17 protein-coding genes are annotated in these 15883 nt (G+C 66.1%); all 17 read right to left on the reverse strand.

The annotated features are described in order from the left end of the window. Nucleotides 1–45 precede the first annotated feature (45 nt). The 17 genes from dprA to FB461_RS05985 all read right to left on the reverse strand — a co-directional run bounded on the left by dprA (nt 46) and on the right by FB461_RS05985 (nt 15785). Nucleotides 46–1254 (reverse strand): DNA-processing protein DprA, encoded by a 1209-nt coding sequence (gene dprA / locus FB461_RS05905; RefSeq protein WP_170222628.1) that lies wholly within the window; start codon nt 1252–1254, stop codon nt 46–48. Beyond that, nucleotides 1251–2813, reverse strand: a complete 1563-nt coding sequence (locus FB461_RS05910; RefSeq protein WP_281282063.1) for a YifB family Mg chelatase-like AAA ATPase — start codon at nt 2811–2813, stop codon at nt 1251–1253. Before FB461_RS05910 ends, dprA begins: the two co-directional genes overlap by 4 nt. Beyond that, nucleotides 2810–3250 carry a YraN family protein gene (locus FB461_RS05915; RefSeq protein WP_170222629.1) on the reverse strand — a complete coding sequence of 147 codons (441 nt, stop codon included), beginning with the start codon at nt 3248–3250 and terminating at the stop codon, nt 2810–2812. The genes FB461_RS05910 and FB461_RS05915 overlap by 4 nt, the downstream gene beginning before the upstream one ends. Nucleotides 3251–3340: 90 nt before the next feature. Next, nucleotides 3341–3640, reverse strand: coding sequence for a DUF2469 domain-containing protein (locus tag FB461_RS05920; protein ID WP_142119828.1), 300 nt, complete (start codon nt 3638–3640; stop codon nt 3341–3343). Between the two features lie 34 nt (nt 3641–3674). Continuing rightward, nucleotides 3675–4355, reverse strand: coding sequence for a ribonuclease HII (locus FB461_RS05925; protein ID WP_142119830.1), 681 nt, complete (start codon nt 4353–4355; stop codon nt 3675–3677). 4 nt (nt 4356–4359) lie between these two features. Next, nucleotides 4360–5241, reverse strand: coding sequence for a signal peptidase I (lepB, locus tag FB461_RS05930; RefSeq protein WP_246046039.1), 882 nt, complete (start codon nt 5239–5241; stop codon nt 4360–4362). Next, nucleotides 5238–5597 (reverse strand): 50S ribosomal protein L19, encoded by a 360-nt coding sequence (gene rplS / locus FB461_RS05935; protein ID WP_142119832.1) that lies wholly within the window; start codon nt 5595–5597, stop codon nt 5238–5240. The genes lepB and rplS overlap by 4 nt, the downstream gene beginning before the upstream one ends. Before the next feature lie 278 nt (nt 5598–5875). After that, nucleotides 5876–7117 carry a CAP domain-containing protein gene (locus tag FB461_RS05940; RefSeq protein ID WP_142119834.1) on the reverse strand — a complete coding sequence of 414 codons (1242 nt, stop codon included), beginning with the start codon at nt 7115–7117 and terminating at the stop codon, nt 5876–5878. A 111-nt stretch (nt 7118–7228) separates the two neighbouring features. Continuing rightward, the gene (gene trmD, locus FB461_RS05945; RefSeq protein ID WP_142119837.1) at nt 7229–7987 is read right to left on the reverse strand and encodes a tRNA (guanosine(37)-N1)-methyltransferase TrmD; all 759 of its coding nucleotides are present in this window, start codon (nt 7985–7987) and stop codon (nt 7229–7231) included. Continuing rightward, nucleotides 7984–8517: a ribosome maturation factor RimM gene (gene rimM, locus FB461_RS05950; protein WP_142119839.1), complete on the reverse strand. Its 534-nt coding sequence runs from the start codon at nt 8515–8517 to the stop codon at nt 7984–7986. Before rimM ends, trmD begins: the two co-directional genes overlap by 4 nt. A 138-nt stretch (nt 8518–8655) precedes the next feature. Further along, on the reverse strand, nt 8656–8895 hold the full coding sequence (locus tag FB461_RS05955) for an RNA-binding protein (RefSeq protein WP_142119841.1): 240 nt from the start codon (nt 8893–8895) through the stop codon (nt 8656–8658). Then, the gene (gene rpsP / locus FB461_RS05960; protein WP_142119843.1) at nt 8895–9320 is read right to left on the reverse strand and encodes a 30S ribosomal protein S16; all 426 of its coding nucleotides are present in this window, start codon (nt 9318–9320) and stop codon (nt 8895–8897) included. The genes FB461_RS05955 and rpsP overlap by 1 nt, the downstream gene beginning before the upstream one ends. Before the next feature lie 189 nt (nt 9321–9509). Beyond that, complete coding sequence (locus FB461_RS05965; protein ID WP_142119845.1) at nt 9510–10616, reverse strand: amidohydrolase family protein; 1107 nt, start codon at nt 10614–10616, stop codon at nt 9510–9512. Nucleotides 10617–10618: 2 nt separating this feature from the next. Then, nucleotides 10619–12217: a signal recognition particle protein gene (gene ffh / locus FB461_RS05970; RefSeq protein ID WP_142119847.1), complete on the reverse strand. Its 1599-nt coding sequence runs from the start codon at nt 12215–12217 to the stop codon at nt 10619–10621. 63 nt (nt 12218–12280) lie between these two features. Beyond that, nucleotides 12281–14083 (reverse strand): [protein-PII] uridylyltransferase family protein, encoded by a 1803-nt coding sequence (locus FB461_RS05975; RefSeq protein WP_142119849.1) that lies wholly within the window; start codon nt 14081–14083, stop codon nt 12281–12283. 71 nt (nt 14084–14154) lie between these two features. Continuing rightward, complete coding sequence (locus FB461_RS05980; protein WP_142119851.1) at nt 14155–14493, reverse strand: P-II family nitrogen regulator; 339 nt, start codon at nt 14491–14493, stop codon at nt 14155–14157. Continuing rightward, the gene (locus FB461_RS05985; RefSeq protein ID WP_142119853.1) at nt 14493–15785 is read right to left on the reverse strand and encodes an ammonium transporter; all 1293 of its coding nucleotides are present in this window, start codon (nt 15783–15785) and stop codon (nt 14493–14495) included. Before FB461_RS05985 ends, FB461_RS05980 begins: the two co-directional genes overlap by 1 nt. Nucleotides 15786–15883: the final 98 nt, after the last annotated feature.

A 15883-nucleotide genomic window follows, 5' to 3' on the forward strand; every position in this document is an offset into this window, starting at 1 on the left:
TCGTTACTCTCCTGTGGCCGGACGGAACCACCGGCAATCTGCCGTTCACCTGCTCGAATCAATCAACTCCCACCCTCGACCCCGCCAGGTTGCCTCGCCCCGCGCCTCTAGTTCACCGAGCACCGCGAGGGACGTGTTGGTCGCGAGCCCGGTGACTTCGACGATCTCGTCGATACTCACTCCCCGCCGCCGCGCGCGCAACGCACTGCGCACCACGTCCATGGCGTCGGTAAGCCACGTCGGCGCGGACTCCTGAGGCTCGCGCAACTCACCCTGCACGCCAGCCATCACGATATCCGCATCGGACGCCGCCAAATCCCCGAACGGCCTCACCAACTCCACGATGTGTTGTGCCCTCGACACGAGGACGGCCATGCCGCTGCGGATCAGTTCGTGGCAGCCCGCAGAGACCCGCGATGTCACCGGCCCTGGCACGGCGCCGAGCGGGCGCACTAGGCTCGATGCCTGCCTCGCGGTGGACATCGCTCCCGACCGCAGGCCAGCCTCGACGACGACCGTCGCGTCCCCGAGTGCAGCGATCAGGCGATTCCGCTTCAGGAATCGGGATCTCAACGGCTGGGCACCGGGACCTAGTTCACTCACGACGGCACCCCCGCGCTCGCAGATGGCGGCGAGCATGGCTGCGTTCGCCCGCGGGTAGAACTGATCGATCCCACCCGCCAGGAAAGCGATCGTGGGGCCTCCCACTCCCAATGCCCCTCGGTGCGCCGCGGCGTCGATACCGAACGCTCCACCCGAGACCACGGCGATACCCTGGCTCGCGAGATCGGCGGACATCTCCCCCGCCCTCCCCACGCCATACGCGGTCGCGGCCCGCGCCCCGACGATTGCGACGGCAGAGCGCGAGACAGCCCCGAGATCCGGGTTCCCTCGGACCCAGAGGCACAACGGCGCCTCGTCCGCGAGGTCGTCGAGCTTGACCGGCCACCCGGAATCGCCGGGTACGAGCGTGCGCGCACCAACGCTCTCAATTGCCCGGTGGACGCCGGGGAGATCTATTGTCCGGGCATGCTCGTACCAGCGTTTGACGCTCCTGCGGAGCGATGCGGGCACGTGATGGTTGCCGCCAGATTCTAGGCGGTGCCCCTGCTCGCGCAGCCACTCCCAGGAATCCATGGCACCTAGTTGCTGGACGAGGGCAATCGCGCGGATCTCCCCTGGCTCCGTGACCATGGCCCATGACATTCTCGCCTGACGCTCGTCCGGCGCAGCGGCTGGAATTGGCCCAGTCATCGCATCGATCCCACCGAGCGCATCGCAAGGGCCGCATCGATCTCCTCGCGTCCCGGGGACACTCGTCCGGCCAGGTCGGCCATCGTCCATGCAACCCGCGCCACTCGATCGGCGGCCCGCATGGATATGTGTCCGAGGCTGATCGCGTTATGCAGTGGCTGCAGAATCTTCGGATCGGCCGCCCACCGTTCGCGTAGCCAGGAGCCGGGCACCTGCGAGTTCAGTGTCCATTCCGTTCCCCGCAGGCGCTCCGCAGCGGCTCGGCGGGCCTCCGCCACTCGCTGCGCGACAGCGGCGGAACTCTCGCCGCCAGTTCCATGCAGCGTCCCGATTCCGGTAGGGCTGACGTGACAGTGGAGATCCACCCGGTCCAACAGTGGTCCGGAAAGGCGAGAGAAATACCTGCGCTGAACCAGCGAGGTGCAGCCGCAATCGTCGAGTGCTTTGCCGCACGGGCACGGATTGGCTGCCATCACGAGTTGGAAGCGCGCCGGATAGCGCGCCACTCCGCCACTACGATGGATGGTCAATTCTCCGGCCTCGATCGGCTGGCGCAGGGTCTGCAAGACGCGTCCGGCGAACTCCGGAACCTCGTCGAGGAACAATATGCCGCGATGCGCGAGCGATACCGCACCTGGCCGGGGCAGCCCGCTGCCCCCGCCCACGAGCGCGGCAGCCGTCGCCGTATGGTGAGGCGACTGAAACGGCGGACGCCGGATCAGCCCTGCCGAGGCATCCAGGGTTCCCGCGAGGGAATGGATGGCCGTTACCTCCACCGCGTGCTCGTCGTTCAAGTCCGGCAGGATCGTCGACAGCCGCTGCGCGAGCATCGTCTTTCCGGTCCCGGGCGCGCCGACCATGAAGAGGTGATGGCCCCCTGCCGCGGCTATCTCGAGCGCGTGGCGGGCCTCGTGCTGGCCGACGACGTCGGCCAGGTCCGGTGCACGATGCGCGGGTCGTGCCACGGGCGCACCGGGAGGAGCGACGGCCTCCGGTGCCGGAGGCTCGACATCGGCGCCCAGCCTCGCCGCTACCTCGAGCAGGGAGTTCACCCCGATTATCTCGGCGCCAGGAACGAGCCGGGCTTCTGCGGCGTTCTGCTCGGGGACGATGATCCTCGCCGGCCCGGACGCCATGGCCGCTGAGACCGCGGGCAGAACGCCCCTGACCGGATGCACACGACCGTCCAGGCCCAGTTCGCCGAGACATACGGTGGTGGCGGCGCGTTCCGGGTCAACCACAAGTCCCGCCGCCAGGATGGCGACCGCGATAGACACATCGAACACGGAGCCACGCTTGGGCAGAGAAGCGGGTGCCAGGTTGACGGTGATGCGGCGCTGGGGCAATCGCAACCCCGAGCACGACATGGCTGCCCGAACCCGGTCGCGAGCCTCTGCGAGGGAGGCGTCCGGCAACCCGACGATGACAAAGCCCGGAACGCCGTTGGCGAGGTGCGCCTCGACGTCCACCAGATGGCCCGACATCCCCACTAATCCGACACTGAGCGATCTGCCGAGCTTTCCGCGGATGCGAGCCTCGCCAGACACCGTCGCGGTCACAGTGTCACCCCGTGAAGGTACTCGCAGTCGAGGTATGTCCCCTGCTGCAGAATTGCGGCGACGTCGATGCGTACGGTTCCCGCGCGAACGTCCGGGTGTTCGCTCAGCCACTGTGCCGCGAGTCTGCCCAAGCGTTGCAGCTTCCGGTCATCGACGGCCTCGGCAGGGTGCCCGAAATTCAGCGAACTGCGCGTCTTGACCTCGATGATCGCCAGCTCATGGCCGTCCATCGCCACGATGTCGATCTCGCCGAACCGGCACGACCAGTTGCGGTCGAGCAGCGTCCATCCCCAGTCCTCGATCAGCGCAACGACGGTGTCCTCGCCACGGCGGCCGAGTTCGATCCGCCTGGTGTCAGGCGTCGGCGCCACATCGTCGCGCGAAATCGCCTCCGTCTTGGCTTGAGCGGGGGGTGCGGTCCTCGGTGCGTTGTTCACGCTTCAAGGGTGGCGAATCGGCGCGCTGGGCACGCGTCGAAAGCGGGGTTGTGGAGAACTTAATGGCGGATCGAGCGCTCAGGCATCCGCCTAGAGGTCGATGTCCGTCTTCGCCAGCTCTTCGACGTTGACGTCCTTGAAGGTGACCACTCGCACGGACTTGACGAACCTTTTACTCCGGTAGACATCCCAAACCCACGCATCCTGGAGCCGCAATTCGAAGTAGACCTCGCCGGCGGCGGACCGCACCTGCAGGTCCACGAAGTTCGCCAGGTAGAACCGCCGTTCCGTCTCAATGACGTAGGAGAAGAGCCGCGCCACGTCGCGATATTCGCGATACAGCGCGAGTTCCATGTCGGTCTCGTAGTTCTCGAGTTCTTCGCCGCTCACTAGATCATCATGTCCTATCTTGCTGCGATACGTGTCAGTTGAGACGCCACGAGCGGCGATGCAGACCAGTCGGCCCGAGCTGACCGATCGCCTCGCGATGATCGGCACTGCCGTATCCCTTGTTGCGAAGCCAGCCGTAGCCGGGATAGTGCGCGTCGAGCTCGGCCATGATCGCATCACGATGACACTTCGCCAGGACGGATGCGGCGGCAACGCTTGCGCACGATACGTCCGCCTTAACCTTCGTCACGACCTTAGGCGAACGCGCGCCGGAAGCGCTGCCGAACAGGTCTAGCTCACCGGAGTCCCGCGCACGCCCAGTGAGCCAGTCGTGACTTCCGTCGAGCAGGACGAGTTCCACGTCGTCGATCGTCGCACTTACTTTCTCGAGCGCCCGTTCGCCTGCGAGACGGAGCGCGCCGATGATTCCCACCGCGTCGATCTCGCGGGCCGTCGCTGTCCCCACCGCCCAGGCATCCACCCAAGCGCGCAGTTCCTGGGCGAGGGCCGCCCGGCGCCGGGGCGTCAGTAGCTTGGAGTCGGTCAGACCGACCGGCACGGGAACGGACCTGTCCAATACGACCGTCACACCCACGCAAACCGGTCCGGCAAGCGCACCGCGGCCAACCTCGTCCATCCCCGCGAGAACGCCGCCCCGGGCGGTGAGCCCCGACTCGAAAACGAAGTCCGCCTGCGGGAGCTTGGTTGCGGCCATCGTGCTACGGGTTTGGAACCTGGTCGAACACCGACTCGGGGTTGCTGTGCCAACTTAACCGGTTGAGCGGCCAGACCGTCGCGAACGCAGACCCGACAACCTGATCCTCGTCGACGAATCCACCGCCGGGATCGCCCATATGGAACCGCGAGTCGCCCGAGTTCTGACGGTTGTCACCCATTACCCACAGCTTGCCTTCCGGAACCTGCACGGAGAACGGGATCTGACTCGGGATCGAGCCTGGCTTGAGATATGGCTCGGTGATCGGCTGATCGTTGACCGTCACCCTTCCCTGAGAATCGCAGCACGCGACGTTATCTCCGCCGACGCCGATGATTCGCTTGATCAGGTACTGATGCTCGGTCTCGGGAAGTAGCCCCACCGCCTCGAGTCCGCGGCGAAGAGCATTGCGGTCAACGTCCACCGGCTCAGCCAGCCAGCCGTCGTCGTCGCGGAACACCACGATGTCGCCGCGCCGAACGTGGGAAACGGACGTCGACAACTTGGAGACCACGACTCGATCACCGCGGACGAAGGTATCCTCCATCGACTCGCTAGGGATCACGAACGGCTGCGCGAGAAAAGTCTTGATGAGGAAGGAGAGGACGAGCGCTACGACGATGACCGTTAAGAAGTCGAGTACGTGGCTCGCGGTGGGATGTGCCCGACGCCAGCGCTCGCGGCGCTCTTTGCGCGTGAGCGGGGCGTTTCCGGCTTCCTCGACGGGCTCGCTCGCCTCGCCGCTCGGGGCGCTGTCGTCCTGCTGTTCGCCGCTCTCCGGCTCGATCGGTGAGGCCACGTCCGCCGCTTTCTGGTCGGACGCCAACGGCGGCCGACCCTGAGGGTCGCCCGCCGCCGGCGTCACATCATCGCTTACGTTGCTCACTTAGCGGGAGCCTGCTCGCGCTTCTCCTTGATCTTCGCCTTCTTGCCGCGAAGAGCGCGCAGGTAGTAGAGCTTCGCACGGCGGACGTCACCGCGGGTGATGACATCGACCGATTCGATCGTCGGAGCGTGGAGCGGGAAGGTCCGCTCGACGCCCACGCCGAAGCTGATCTTGCGGACCGTGAAGGTCTCGCGGACGCCAGCGCCCTGACGTCCGATGACGACGCCCTGGAACGCCTGGATGCGGGAACGGTTGCCTTCTACGACCTTCACGTTCACCTTGACGGTGTCGCCCGCGCGGAACGCGGGGATGTCGGAACGCAACGAAGCTTCATCAACATGGTCAAGCGTCTGCATGTTTCTCTCCAGTACCTGCCACAGGTCAGGCACGATCGTGGACCTCACGGGTCCCATTTGTCTTGGGTGTGGAACTGCGGCGCCACCGTCGAAGCCGGTGGCCAGAGCCCGCGTACTCCCCTGAGGCAGAGACGGCGGCGCAGACCAAGGATTCACTCTACCCCACCCCGTTCGCCGTTCTCAACACGACGTACTGATTCCCGCTCGCGTGGGGCGATCGAAACGTCAGGCGTCACCCTGCAGGCGCTGCTGTGCTGATTCCCGCTCGCGTGCGACCACTACGGGGTGAAGAACTTGACGGTGTAGGTGTAAGGAGGCAACGTCGTCGCATCGCGCAACCGCATGCCCGAGATCGTCACCTTCACCGAGGCCACCTTGTTCTTGTACTTCTTCGCGGTACTGTAGGGCGTCTTGGCGAGATCGAACACGATGCCGTCACCCCTGGACACGACCTTCTGCTTGACCGTCTTCTTGCCGACCTGCACCTTGACCTTCGCCTTGGCGAAACTGATGTCACCCCGCGAGGTGTTGAACGACCAACGGCCCTGCGGTTCCAACTGCTTCGGGAAATACCCCGCCGTCGGCCAACTCGTCCACAGCGGTTGCTTCACGCTGTCGACGCGCTGCCCATCACCGTAGTTCACGACGTGTAACGCGCCGAAGTCGCCGGCGTAGCCGACGCCGATCTTGCTCAGCGTAGGCGTGAGGAGCCATCCGCGGTGCCCGGCGTCGAGGTTGTTCCCGCCTGCATCGTCCATGTACGCCCTGACGTTCGCCGCGCCAATGGTGCCGCCCGACAGGTTCGATTTGCCCGACTCGTCGGCGCCGACGCTGGACCAGCACTTTGCCTTCTTGCTCGGGAAGTGTTCGAGCCACCCTTGCTTGTACTGAATGAGAGCCGCTTTGGACGCGCGGGCCGAAATCTTCTTGTCGAGCGTTACTTTCTCGACACCAGCGAGGGAACGGACGAAGTTGACGCTGGTGAGCACACGCTTCTGCAGCGCGGCCGGAGTCTTGCCGACCTTGCAGCCCTTGACCTTGACCGGCTTTTCATTCCGCAACTGCTTCTTGTACTGGCTCCGGTAGGCCTTCGCCACGGCCGCCTTACTTGACGTGTTGATCGCGGTGCTCGCTTTGCCAGGCTTCGCCTGAACCCGATACGTGATCGTTCCGAGGTCGCGCGTCTCTCCCGGATGCAGCGCCTGGAGCGTCAAAGTGCGCCACGAGTCGGCTGATTCGCCGTATCCATCGACGAGCGTGAGGGTCACGTCTCGGGTCTCGGCATAGTCGAAGACGAGGTTGACCGCGCCGTTGCTGGACGATGTCGCGTCCTCGACCAGGAGATTCCCGTCAGTGGCGGTCACGTCGATACCGCGCACCGGCCAGCGGTTCTCGTCGATGAGCTTCAGTTTGACGGCCGTCTTGAGCGGAACGGGGTCATCGGCGTACGCGGCGGAGCAAAGCGCTGGTACCGCCAGCGCGGCGGTCACGAGCGCGGCCACGAGCGTTCTCTTTCGCATCCCTGCATCGTACGAACGCCCGAGCGGTAGCGTCAATCATGGATTGGGCGGTCCAACTCACTGGTCTGCGCGGGCCCACCCTTGTTCGCTCAGGTGCCCGGGAGGAAGCGCTCAGGAGGGATTCTCGAAGCCCGCGTCGCTGAGCGCCCGCAGATCGCGCGCGCTCAGTCCCTGAGATTTGGCCAGCGCTGCGATCAGATCGGGACGTAATTGAGCGGTGCGCTCGAGAGCCTCGTCGCGTCGCCAGCGCTCGATGTTCGCGTGGTGTCCGCTCAGCAAAATTTCGGGCACGTCGAGGCCACGCCACGTAGTGGGGCGCGTGAACACGGGATATTCAAGCAGGCCCGCGGCACCGTGCGACTCCTCGACCAGCGATTCGGGGTTTCCGACCATTCCGGGCACGAGCCGCGCGATGGCCTCGATCATCGCGAGCGTCGCAACCTCGCCGCCGTTGAGGACGTAGTCCCCGATCGACAGTTCCTCGACGTGATAGTCGGCCCCGCGATAATGCCGGGCGACTCGTCCATCGATGCCCTCGTATCGACCGCAGGCGAATACGATCCGCTCGCGCCTCGCTAGGTCCTCGGCCTCGCGCTGGTTGAAGGTCCGTCCGGACGGGGTCGGTATAACCAGCGTGGCACCCGGCTGCAGCACCTCGTCCAGCGCCCTGCCCCACACATCGGCGCGCATCACCATGCCCGCGCCGCCGCCCACCGGCGTATCGTCCACCGTACGGTGACGATCGGAGGTCCAGTCGCGTAGATCGTGCACCGTGATGTCGACGAGTCCCGACTGGCGAGCCTTACCCACGAGGGACAGGTCGAGTGGCGCAAGGTATTCGGGGAAGATGCTTACGACGTCGATCCTCACAGGGCGTCGTCCTCCTGACCCTCGATCTGGTCGCGTTCCAGGAGCCCGCCCGGGGGATCAACGACGATGCGTCTGCCTGCGATGTCCACGTCGAGCAGGATCTCGTACACCATGGGGATGAGCGTGCGGCCACCCGGTCGTTCGGCGACCACGAGGAGGTCCTGAGCGGGCAGGTGCTCCAAGCCGATCACGGTGCCCACCACCGTACCGTCCGCCAGTTCGACGTGTAGCCCGGTGAGTTCGTGGGCGTACCACGCGTCTTCCTCGTCCGAGCCCTCGATATCGGCCGTCAGGATCGTACCCTGAAGCGCCTCGGCCGCAGTCCGATCGGGCACCTCCTCGAAACGCACATACCACCGTGACTTGTAGATGCGCGTCGACGCGATCGTCAGAGATCCCGCGTCATCGCGGTCCGTCTCGAGCTGAGTTCCGACGGCGAGCCGGCTGTCCGGATCGTCAGTGAATAGCGTCAGCGCCACCTCGCCGCGCAAGCCCTGTGCCCGGTCGATCCTCGCAATGTTCAGTTCCACGTCGTCTCCTTGGAGAACCACCGGTCGGCTGACTCGCCGAGATCCGGCACAGAGTATTACTGCTGGGGAAAGCAAAGGCCCGGCTCGCCTGAGTCGGTGAGCCGGACCAATGCCGATGAGGTGTGCGACGCGCCGTCGCTATCCGCGGTCGACATCCACGACGTCGACGCGGACATTGCCGCTCGGCGCGATGGAGTTGATGACCGTGCGCAACGCGCGGGCCGTACGCCCGCCACGCCCGATCACGCGGCCCAAATCCTCGGGATGCACCCGCACCTGGAGGATCTCGAGCCGGTGCGAGCGCTTGAGTGTGACGGTGACGTCATCCGGGTGATCGACGATCCCCCGCACCAAGTGCTCCAGCGCGTCCGCGACCATCAGGCCTGCTCGTCCGACTCAGCGTCCGCGGCCGGTGCCTCGGCAACGGCAGCCTTGGCAGCGGAAGCGTCAGCCTTGAGCTTTTCGGCTTCCTTGTTGGCCGCCTCAATGGCTGCCTGCGCGTCGAAGGCGCCTTCCTTGACGCGGAGGGTACCCTCAGCGCCCGGCAGGCCCTTGTGCTTCTGCCAGTCGCCGGTCACCTTGAGGAGCGCGAGGACGGCCTCGGTCGGCTGTGCGCCGACCCCGAGCCAGTACTGGGCACGCTCTGAGTTGATGTCGATGACCGAGGGCTCCTCGGTCGGGTGGTACTTGCCGATCTCCTCGATCACGCGACCGTCGCGCTTGGCGCGGGAGTCGGCGATGACGACACGGTAGTACGGGGCGCGGATCTTGCCGAACCGCTTCAGGCGAATCTTGGTGGCCACTTTTGTGGTCTCTCCTAGCTTGGATTGGGTGAATCGCACCCCGCTCGCGGTGGGGCCGCATCGCGGTGAGATTCTTCACTGAGCGCCACTCCGGTGAGAGGGTCCGGAACGCGCCGAGTACAGCGGACCATTGTGCCAGGTTTTCGACTCTCGCGCCACTCACGACGGCGATGCGGGCACGAACCCGTCCTACGCCCCCGGCGCTACGATCTCCCCGCCGAGCAACACAGTGGGCCGAGCCCCAAGCGCACGGATGTCGCGGCGTGGATCCTCGTCAAAGACGACCAGGTCCGCCCGGGTGCCCTCGCCGATCGTCTCCGCGCCGATGACAGCCCGCCCGCGCCACGATGCTGCGGCCACGACGGCTGGCTCCGGGACCCCGGCGGCGACCATCTCGGCGCACTCCGCGGCGATTGTTCCGTGCCCGATCGTACCGCCGGCATCGGTGCCGACCAGGAGCTGGACCCCGCCCTCGTGCAGCATGCGCACGTGCTCGTAGCGGCGCTCGTATAGCCGGCGCATACGAGCGGCAAACACCGGATATTTTGCGGCGCCCTGCGCGGCGATGGCCTCGAACTGGCCGATCTGCAGCAGCGTGGCGGTCACGGGTATGCCTCGCTCAACGAGCGTCGACAGGTGGCGTTCTGCGATGCCCGTGCCGTGCTCGATGCAGTCGATTCCCGCGGCGAGCAGGTCGTCGATCGCCTCGTGAGCGAAGGTATGGACCGTCACCCGCGCACCGAGGCGATGCGCCGCGCTCATGGCCTCGGTCAACTGCTCCCGGGTCCACAGCGGCCGCAGATCCGACGAGTCGCCCTCCGTGCGGTCGATCCAGTCGCCGACGAGTTTGACCCAACCGTCCCCGGCTTCTGCCTGTCGCGCCACCTCCGATGCGAGTTGGCACGGCTCGGCGAGTTCCACCGCATAGTGGCGCAGATACCTCTTTGGTCGGGCGATATGGCGCCCCGCCCGGATGATGCGGGGCATGTCGGAGCGGTCATCCAGCCAGTGCGTATCGGCAGGAGAACCCGCATCGCGGATCGCCAGCACGCCGCTGTCGCGATCGGTTCGGGCCTGGGCGAGCGCCTCGTCACGGCTTACCGAGCCGAGCGGCCCGAGCCCGACGTGGCAGTGAGCGTCGGCCAGGCCCGGCAGGGCGAACCCATCGACGCGAACCACATCGGTTCCGAGCGACGAGGGGCGATCGAGGGTCAGCCTGCCACCGACCACCCACGCCTCGCCTACCTCGATCTCGTCGGAGAGGATGACGCGTCCGGTCAGGTGAATCGTGGTCATGGTCAGCCCTTGAGGTACTTCTCCAGGTCCGCGGGCAGTTGAAGATCCTCGACGCTGGCGGGTTGTCCCGGCCCGGCGCCGAGTCCAAAGGACGAGCCCGCCGGGGCCGCGTCTGTCTCGGGAGCGAGCGCGGCCTTGCGCGCCTTCATCGCCTGCACGGACGCCTTACGCTGGGCCGCCTTGTTCTTCTTGCCCTTCGACGGGGTCCGCGCTCCGGCTCGTTTACCGGAGCCGGGCAGTGCGCCCATTCCGGGCATGCCTCCCATACCCGGAAGTCCCCCGCTACGGCCCATCTGCTTCATCATCTTTTGCGCACTCTCGAAGCGCGTGAGCAGTTGGTTGACCTCGGCGGGGGTCACGCCCGAACCGCGCGCGATACGGGCCTTACGCGAGCCGTTCAGGATCTTCGGGCTCGTGCGCTCCTGGGGCGTCATCGATCGGATAATCGCCTCGACTCGGTCCACCTCGCGCTCGTCGAAGTTGTCGATGGCGTCGCGCATCTGTCCCATGCCGGGCAGCATTCCGAGCATCTTCTTCATCGACCCGAGTTTGCGTAACTGCTGCATCTGGACCAGGAAGTCCTCGAGCGTGAAACCGTCGCCCGAGACGATCTTCTGCGCCATGGAAGCGGCCTGGTCGGCATCGAACGCCTTCTCGGCCTGCTCGATGAGCGATAGGACGTCACCCATGTCGAGGATGCGGGAGGCCATGCGATCCGGGTGGAAGGGCTCGAAGTCGGTGAGTTGCTCACCCGTCGATGCGAAGAGGATGGGGCGCCCGGTGATCGATGCGACCGAGAGCGCCGCCCCGCCGCGCGCGTCGCCGTCCAGCTTGGACAGCACGACGCCCGTGAAATCGACGCCGTCGAGGAACGCCTTGGCCGTGTTGACGGCATCCTGACCGATCATCGCGTCGATGACGAACAGAACCTCGTCGGGTTGCGTGGCCTCGCGGATGTCCGCGGCCTGCCGCATCAGTTCCTGGTCAACGCCGAGGCGGCCGGCGGTGTCGATGATGACGACGTCGTGAAGCTTCGCCCTCGCCTCGGTTACGCCCCCGCGCGAGACCTCGACGGGGTCGCCGGTGGGAACCTCCGCTTCGGAGGCGATGCCGGGGTGCGGGGCGTAGACGGGGACGCCCGCGCGCTCGCCGACCACCTGCAGCTGGGTGACCGCGTTCGGGCGCTGCAGGTCCGCGGCGACCAGTAGCGGCGTGTGCCCCTGCTCTCGCAGGTGCTTGGCGAGTTTCCCCGCCAGCGTCGTCTTACCGGCACCCTGGAGCCCGGCGAGCATGATCACGGTCGGCGGCGTCTTGGCGAAGTTGAGCGCGCGCGATTCACCGCCGAGGATTCCGACGAGTTCGTCGTTGACGATCTTGACGACCTGCTGCGCCGGATTGAGCGCGCCGGAGACCTCGGCCGACAATGCGCGTTCGCGAACTCGCCCGGTGAATTCGCGCACGACGGGGACGGCGACGTCGGCATCGAGCAGCGCACGACGGATCTGGCGGACGGTCCCGTCGATGTCCGACTCGGTGAGCCGGCCCTTGGATCGCAGGTTCTTGAAAGTGGAAGTCAGCCGGTCTGACAGGGTCCCAAACACGAAACGAGTTCCTTCGCTACTGGCATCGAGTGCGCGCCAGCGGATCGGCGTACACAAATCTCGTTACAGGGTACCGGTTCCGGCCCTCAGTGCGCTGATCGCACGCTCCACGAGCCCGTTCACGAGCGTGGCGCGCCACGCCGTCCAGCCCTGCTTTCCGAGCGAGGACGAGTCAGCCTCGGTTAGGGCTCGCAGCACGCCGAGCAGGTCCTCGCGCCCGCCGACCAGGTCGATGAGCTCGCGGACGGTCCGAGGGTCCTCCGGATCGTTGTTTAGCGCCAGTTTCGACAGCGACAGGTGGTGGCGGACCAGCAGCGTCACATCCGAGATGGTCTGGTCGTCGAAGCCCATGCGCTGCAGGATCCCGGGGACGAGCTCGGCCCCCGTGATTGAGTGGTCGTCGGCACCGGCTCGCTTGCCAATGTCGTGCAGGAGCGCGGCGAGATAGAGGATCTCGGGGCGCGGCATGTCCGGCGTGGGGCGGCATCTCGAGATGACCTCGACGATGTGCCGGTCCACGGTGTGCCGGTGCGCCGCCACGCGCTGCGGCCGGTTGCGCACGCCCTGCCACTCGGGGATCCAGGAAGTCACGACGCCCGCGAGGTCCAGCGCCTCCCAGACGGGAATCTGCGCCGGACCGCTGGCGAGCAGGGACAGCAGCATGGTGCGGGCCGTCTTCGGCCACGGTTCGGGCAGGGGCGGGCACTTGGCGAGGCTCGCGACCGATACCGGTGACAGCGCGAGGGAGGTACGTACCGCGGTGGCGGCCGCCCGCAAAGGTAGCAGCGGATCGTTGGCGGGCTTGGCATCCACGGCCAGGACGAGTTCGCCGTCGTGCTCGACCAGTCCGTCTGCGACCGCACGTAGCCGCGGCGCCGTGCGCCGGCCACGGATGATGAAGGGGCGCGCGGCGAGCGATGGCCGTTGCAATGCCTGGCGAGCGCGGCGGATGGTGGAGTCGAGCGCGTAACTCACCTCGCGACCCGCCTCGGCGAGCACCGAGAGGTAGTCGTCGGAGTCCGGATAGCCGCTGAGTTCAGCGACCTCGTCCAGATCGGCCAGGAGTAGCTTGTTGGTGTGGCGCTTGCTGACGAGGTGCAGCATATCGCGGGCGTCCAGGAGAACCTCTCGCGCCTCGTCCACCGCCCCGTGCGGGCGATCGGTGAGCCAGGTGGCGGCGAGCGCGTCGAGCACCACGGCATCGCGCATGCCGCCACGCGCCTCTTTGAGGTCGGGCTCGATGAGGTAGGCGAGTTCGCCGAACCGCTCGGCGCGCGTCTTGATCGAGGACAGCAACTCGGGTAGCCGGCGGCGGGCCGCCGATCGCCAGTCGCTCAGGACGACTGAGCTGGCGCGATGCACGATCACGGTGTCACCCGCGAGCGCTCGCATGTCGAGCATCCCCACGGCCGCGGGAACATCCTTCGCTGCCACCTGGCGGCATTGGGCAAGCGTCCGCACGGAGTGGTCGAGGTCGATTCCCTCGTCCCACAGTGGGTACCAGAGCTTCTCGGCGAGCGTCGACAGATCGGTTGAGCTGTGTCCTCGTCCCTCGTGGACGAGGACGAGGTCGAGGTCGGACACCGGGCCCATGTCGCCACGTCCGAGCGACCCCACCGCGGCGAGGGCAACGCCTTCCGCCGAGCCGTCGATCGCCTCATCCCACAGGACCTTGAGTCGGGTAGCGATCGTTTCGACCAGTACGTGGCGCCGGGTCTGGCCGAGCGTCATGCCGTCGGCCGCCGGAAGCGCGTCCGGCCCCGAGTACCGCGCCCCGACCTCGAGCATCGCAGCCCGAAGGCCCCGCACGCCATCAGTGTGCGGGGCCTTCGGTACCTCGCTGTGCTGGGTTCCGGAGTGATCCATCTTGGCCCTCCTTCGATTCCCTGCGTCAGCGATGTTGTTTTGTGAGGTCGAACTTCAAGGTGTCGGGCTGATCACAGCGCCTGTGCGCCGTGCTCACCCGTGCGGACCCGGGCGACATCGTCCACCGTCACCGTCCACACCTTTCCGTCACCGATCTTGCCGGTCTGAGCGGCCTTCACGATGACCTCGGTGACAGCGGACGAGTCCTCGTCGTCCACCAGCACCTCGATACGAACCTTCGGGACGAGGTCGACGGTGTACTCAGCACCACGGTAGACCTCGGTGTGGCCCTTCTGCCGACCGTAGCCGCTGGCCTCCGATACCGTCATGCCTCGCACGCCTGCCGCCTCAAGTGCGGACTTCACGTCGTCGAGCCGGTGCGGCTGGATAACCCCAGTCACAAGCTTCATCACTTCACCTCCGTAACAACGCGACCCGCCGAGACCGTCTCGTAGGCCGATTCTCCGTGCACAGCGAGGTCGATTCCGGCGACCTCAACTTCTTCGCTCACGCGCCATCCGATGGTCGCCTTGATGGCGTAGGCGATGATCGCGGTGATGATACCGGCGAACAGTACGGCCACTACAGCCACGATCGTCTGCGTAGCGATCTGCGTCAAGCCGCCGCCGTAGAACAGTCCGGCCTTCGAGCCGTCCCACAGGTCATCCGCGGTGGCGAAGAGTCCGATGGAGACGGTTCCCCAGAGGCCAGAGACGAGGTGGACGCCGACGACGTCGAACGAGTCGTCGTAGCCGAACTTGAACTTCAGGCCGACGGCGAGTGCGGACAGGACGCCTGCGATCATGCCGATGAAGATCGATCCGACCGGCGAAACGAACCCTGCCGCCGGAGTGATGGCGACGAGACCGGCGACGATACCGGATGCGGCACCGAGCGAGGTGGCGTGTCCGTCGCGGAACTTCTCCGTGATAAGCCAGCCGAGCATCGCGGCTGCCGTGGCGGTAGTCGTGGTGACCCAGGCCTGACCGGCGAGTGCATCAGCAGCACCAGCGGAACCAGCGTTGAATCCGAACCAGCCGAACCACAGGAGTGCTGCGCCGAGCATGACGAACGGCAGGTTGTGCGGTCGCATCGGCTCCTTGCCGAAGCCCTTGCGCTTGCCGATGATGAGGGCGAGCACGAGGCCGGCGATGCCGGCGTTGATGTGGACGACGGTTCCACCAGCGAAGTCGAGCGGGGTGGACAGGCTCTTGGTGATGCCCTCGCCAGCCAGCCAGCCTCCGCCCCAGACCATGTGGGCCAGCGGGAAGTAGGACAGCGTGACCCAGAGCGCAACGAAGGTCATCCAGGAGCCGAACTTGACGCGGTCGGGGATCGAGCCGCTGATGAGTGCGACCGTGATGATCGCGAACGTCGCCTGGAAACCCACGCCTACCAGTGCCGGGACACCGCTTCCGCCGAGCAGCGCATCTGCATCCGTCAGATCCGACAGTCCGAACCACGTGAAGGGGTTACCGAATATCGGGTTTCCGTCTGCGAAGCTCATGGAGTATCCCCACAGAACGTAGATGACGCCCACGACGCCCATCGCACCGAAGGACATCATCATGATGTTCAGCACCGACTTTGAGCGCGCCATGCCGCCGTAAAAGAACGCCAGTCCCGGCGTCATCAGCAACACGAGCGAGGCTGATGCGATCAGCCACGCGGTGTTACCGCTATCCAACACAAACTCATCCATGAATGGGTCGCCTCTCTGAACCACCAGCGCCAGGCCGGTCATCATCTTTGGTCAGCCGTTCGACTAACCTCAAGATCAACCCTGACGCATGGGGATTT

Source organism: Rarobacter faecitabidus, from assembly GCF_006716265.1.
Lineage (GTDB): Bacteria > Actinomycetota > Actinomycetes > Actinomycetales > Cellulomonadaceae > Rarobacter > Rarobacter faecitabidus.

Bases quoted from the DNA above. Each gene is read 5' to 3' on its own strand.
- dprA (WP_170222628.1), bottom strand. From the start codon at position 1,254: ATGACTGGGCCAATTCCAGCCGCTGCGCCGGACGAGCGTCAGGCGAGA.
- FB461_RS05925 (WP_142119830.1), bottom strand. From the start codon at position 4,355: ATGGCCGCAACCAAGCTCCCGCAGGCGGACTTCGTTTTCGAGTCGGGG.
- rplS (WP_142119832.1), bottom strand. From the start codon at position 5,597: ATGCAGACGCTTGACCATGTTGATGAAGCTTCGTTGCGTTCCGACATC.
- FB461_RS05940 (WP_142119834.1), bottom strand. From the start codon at position 7,117: ATGCGAAAGAGAACGCTCGTGGCCGCGCTCGTGACCGCCGCGCTGGCG.
- FB461_RS05955 (WP_142119841.1), bottom strand. From the start codon at position 8,895: ATGGTCGCGGACGCGCTGGAGCACTTGGTGCGGGGGATCGTCGATCAC.
- FB461_RS05965 (WP_142119845.1), bottom strand. From the start codon at position 10,616: ATGACCACGATTCACCTGACCGGACGCGTCATCCTCTCCGACGAGATC.
- FB461_RS05975 (WP_142119849.1), bottom strand. From the start codon at position 14,083: ATGGATCACTCCGGAACCCAGCACAGCGAGGTACCGAAGGCCCCGCAC.
- FB461_RS05980 (WP_142119851.1), bottom strand. From the start codon at position 14,493: ATGAAGCTTGTGACTGGGGTTATCCAGCCGCACCGGCTCGACGACGTG.
- FB461_RS05985 (WP_142119853.1), bottom strand. From the start codon at position 15,785: ATGGATGAGTTTGTGTTGGATAGCGGTAACACCGCGTGGCTGATCGCA.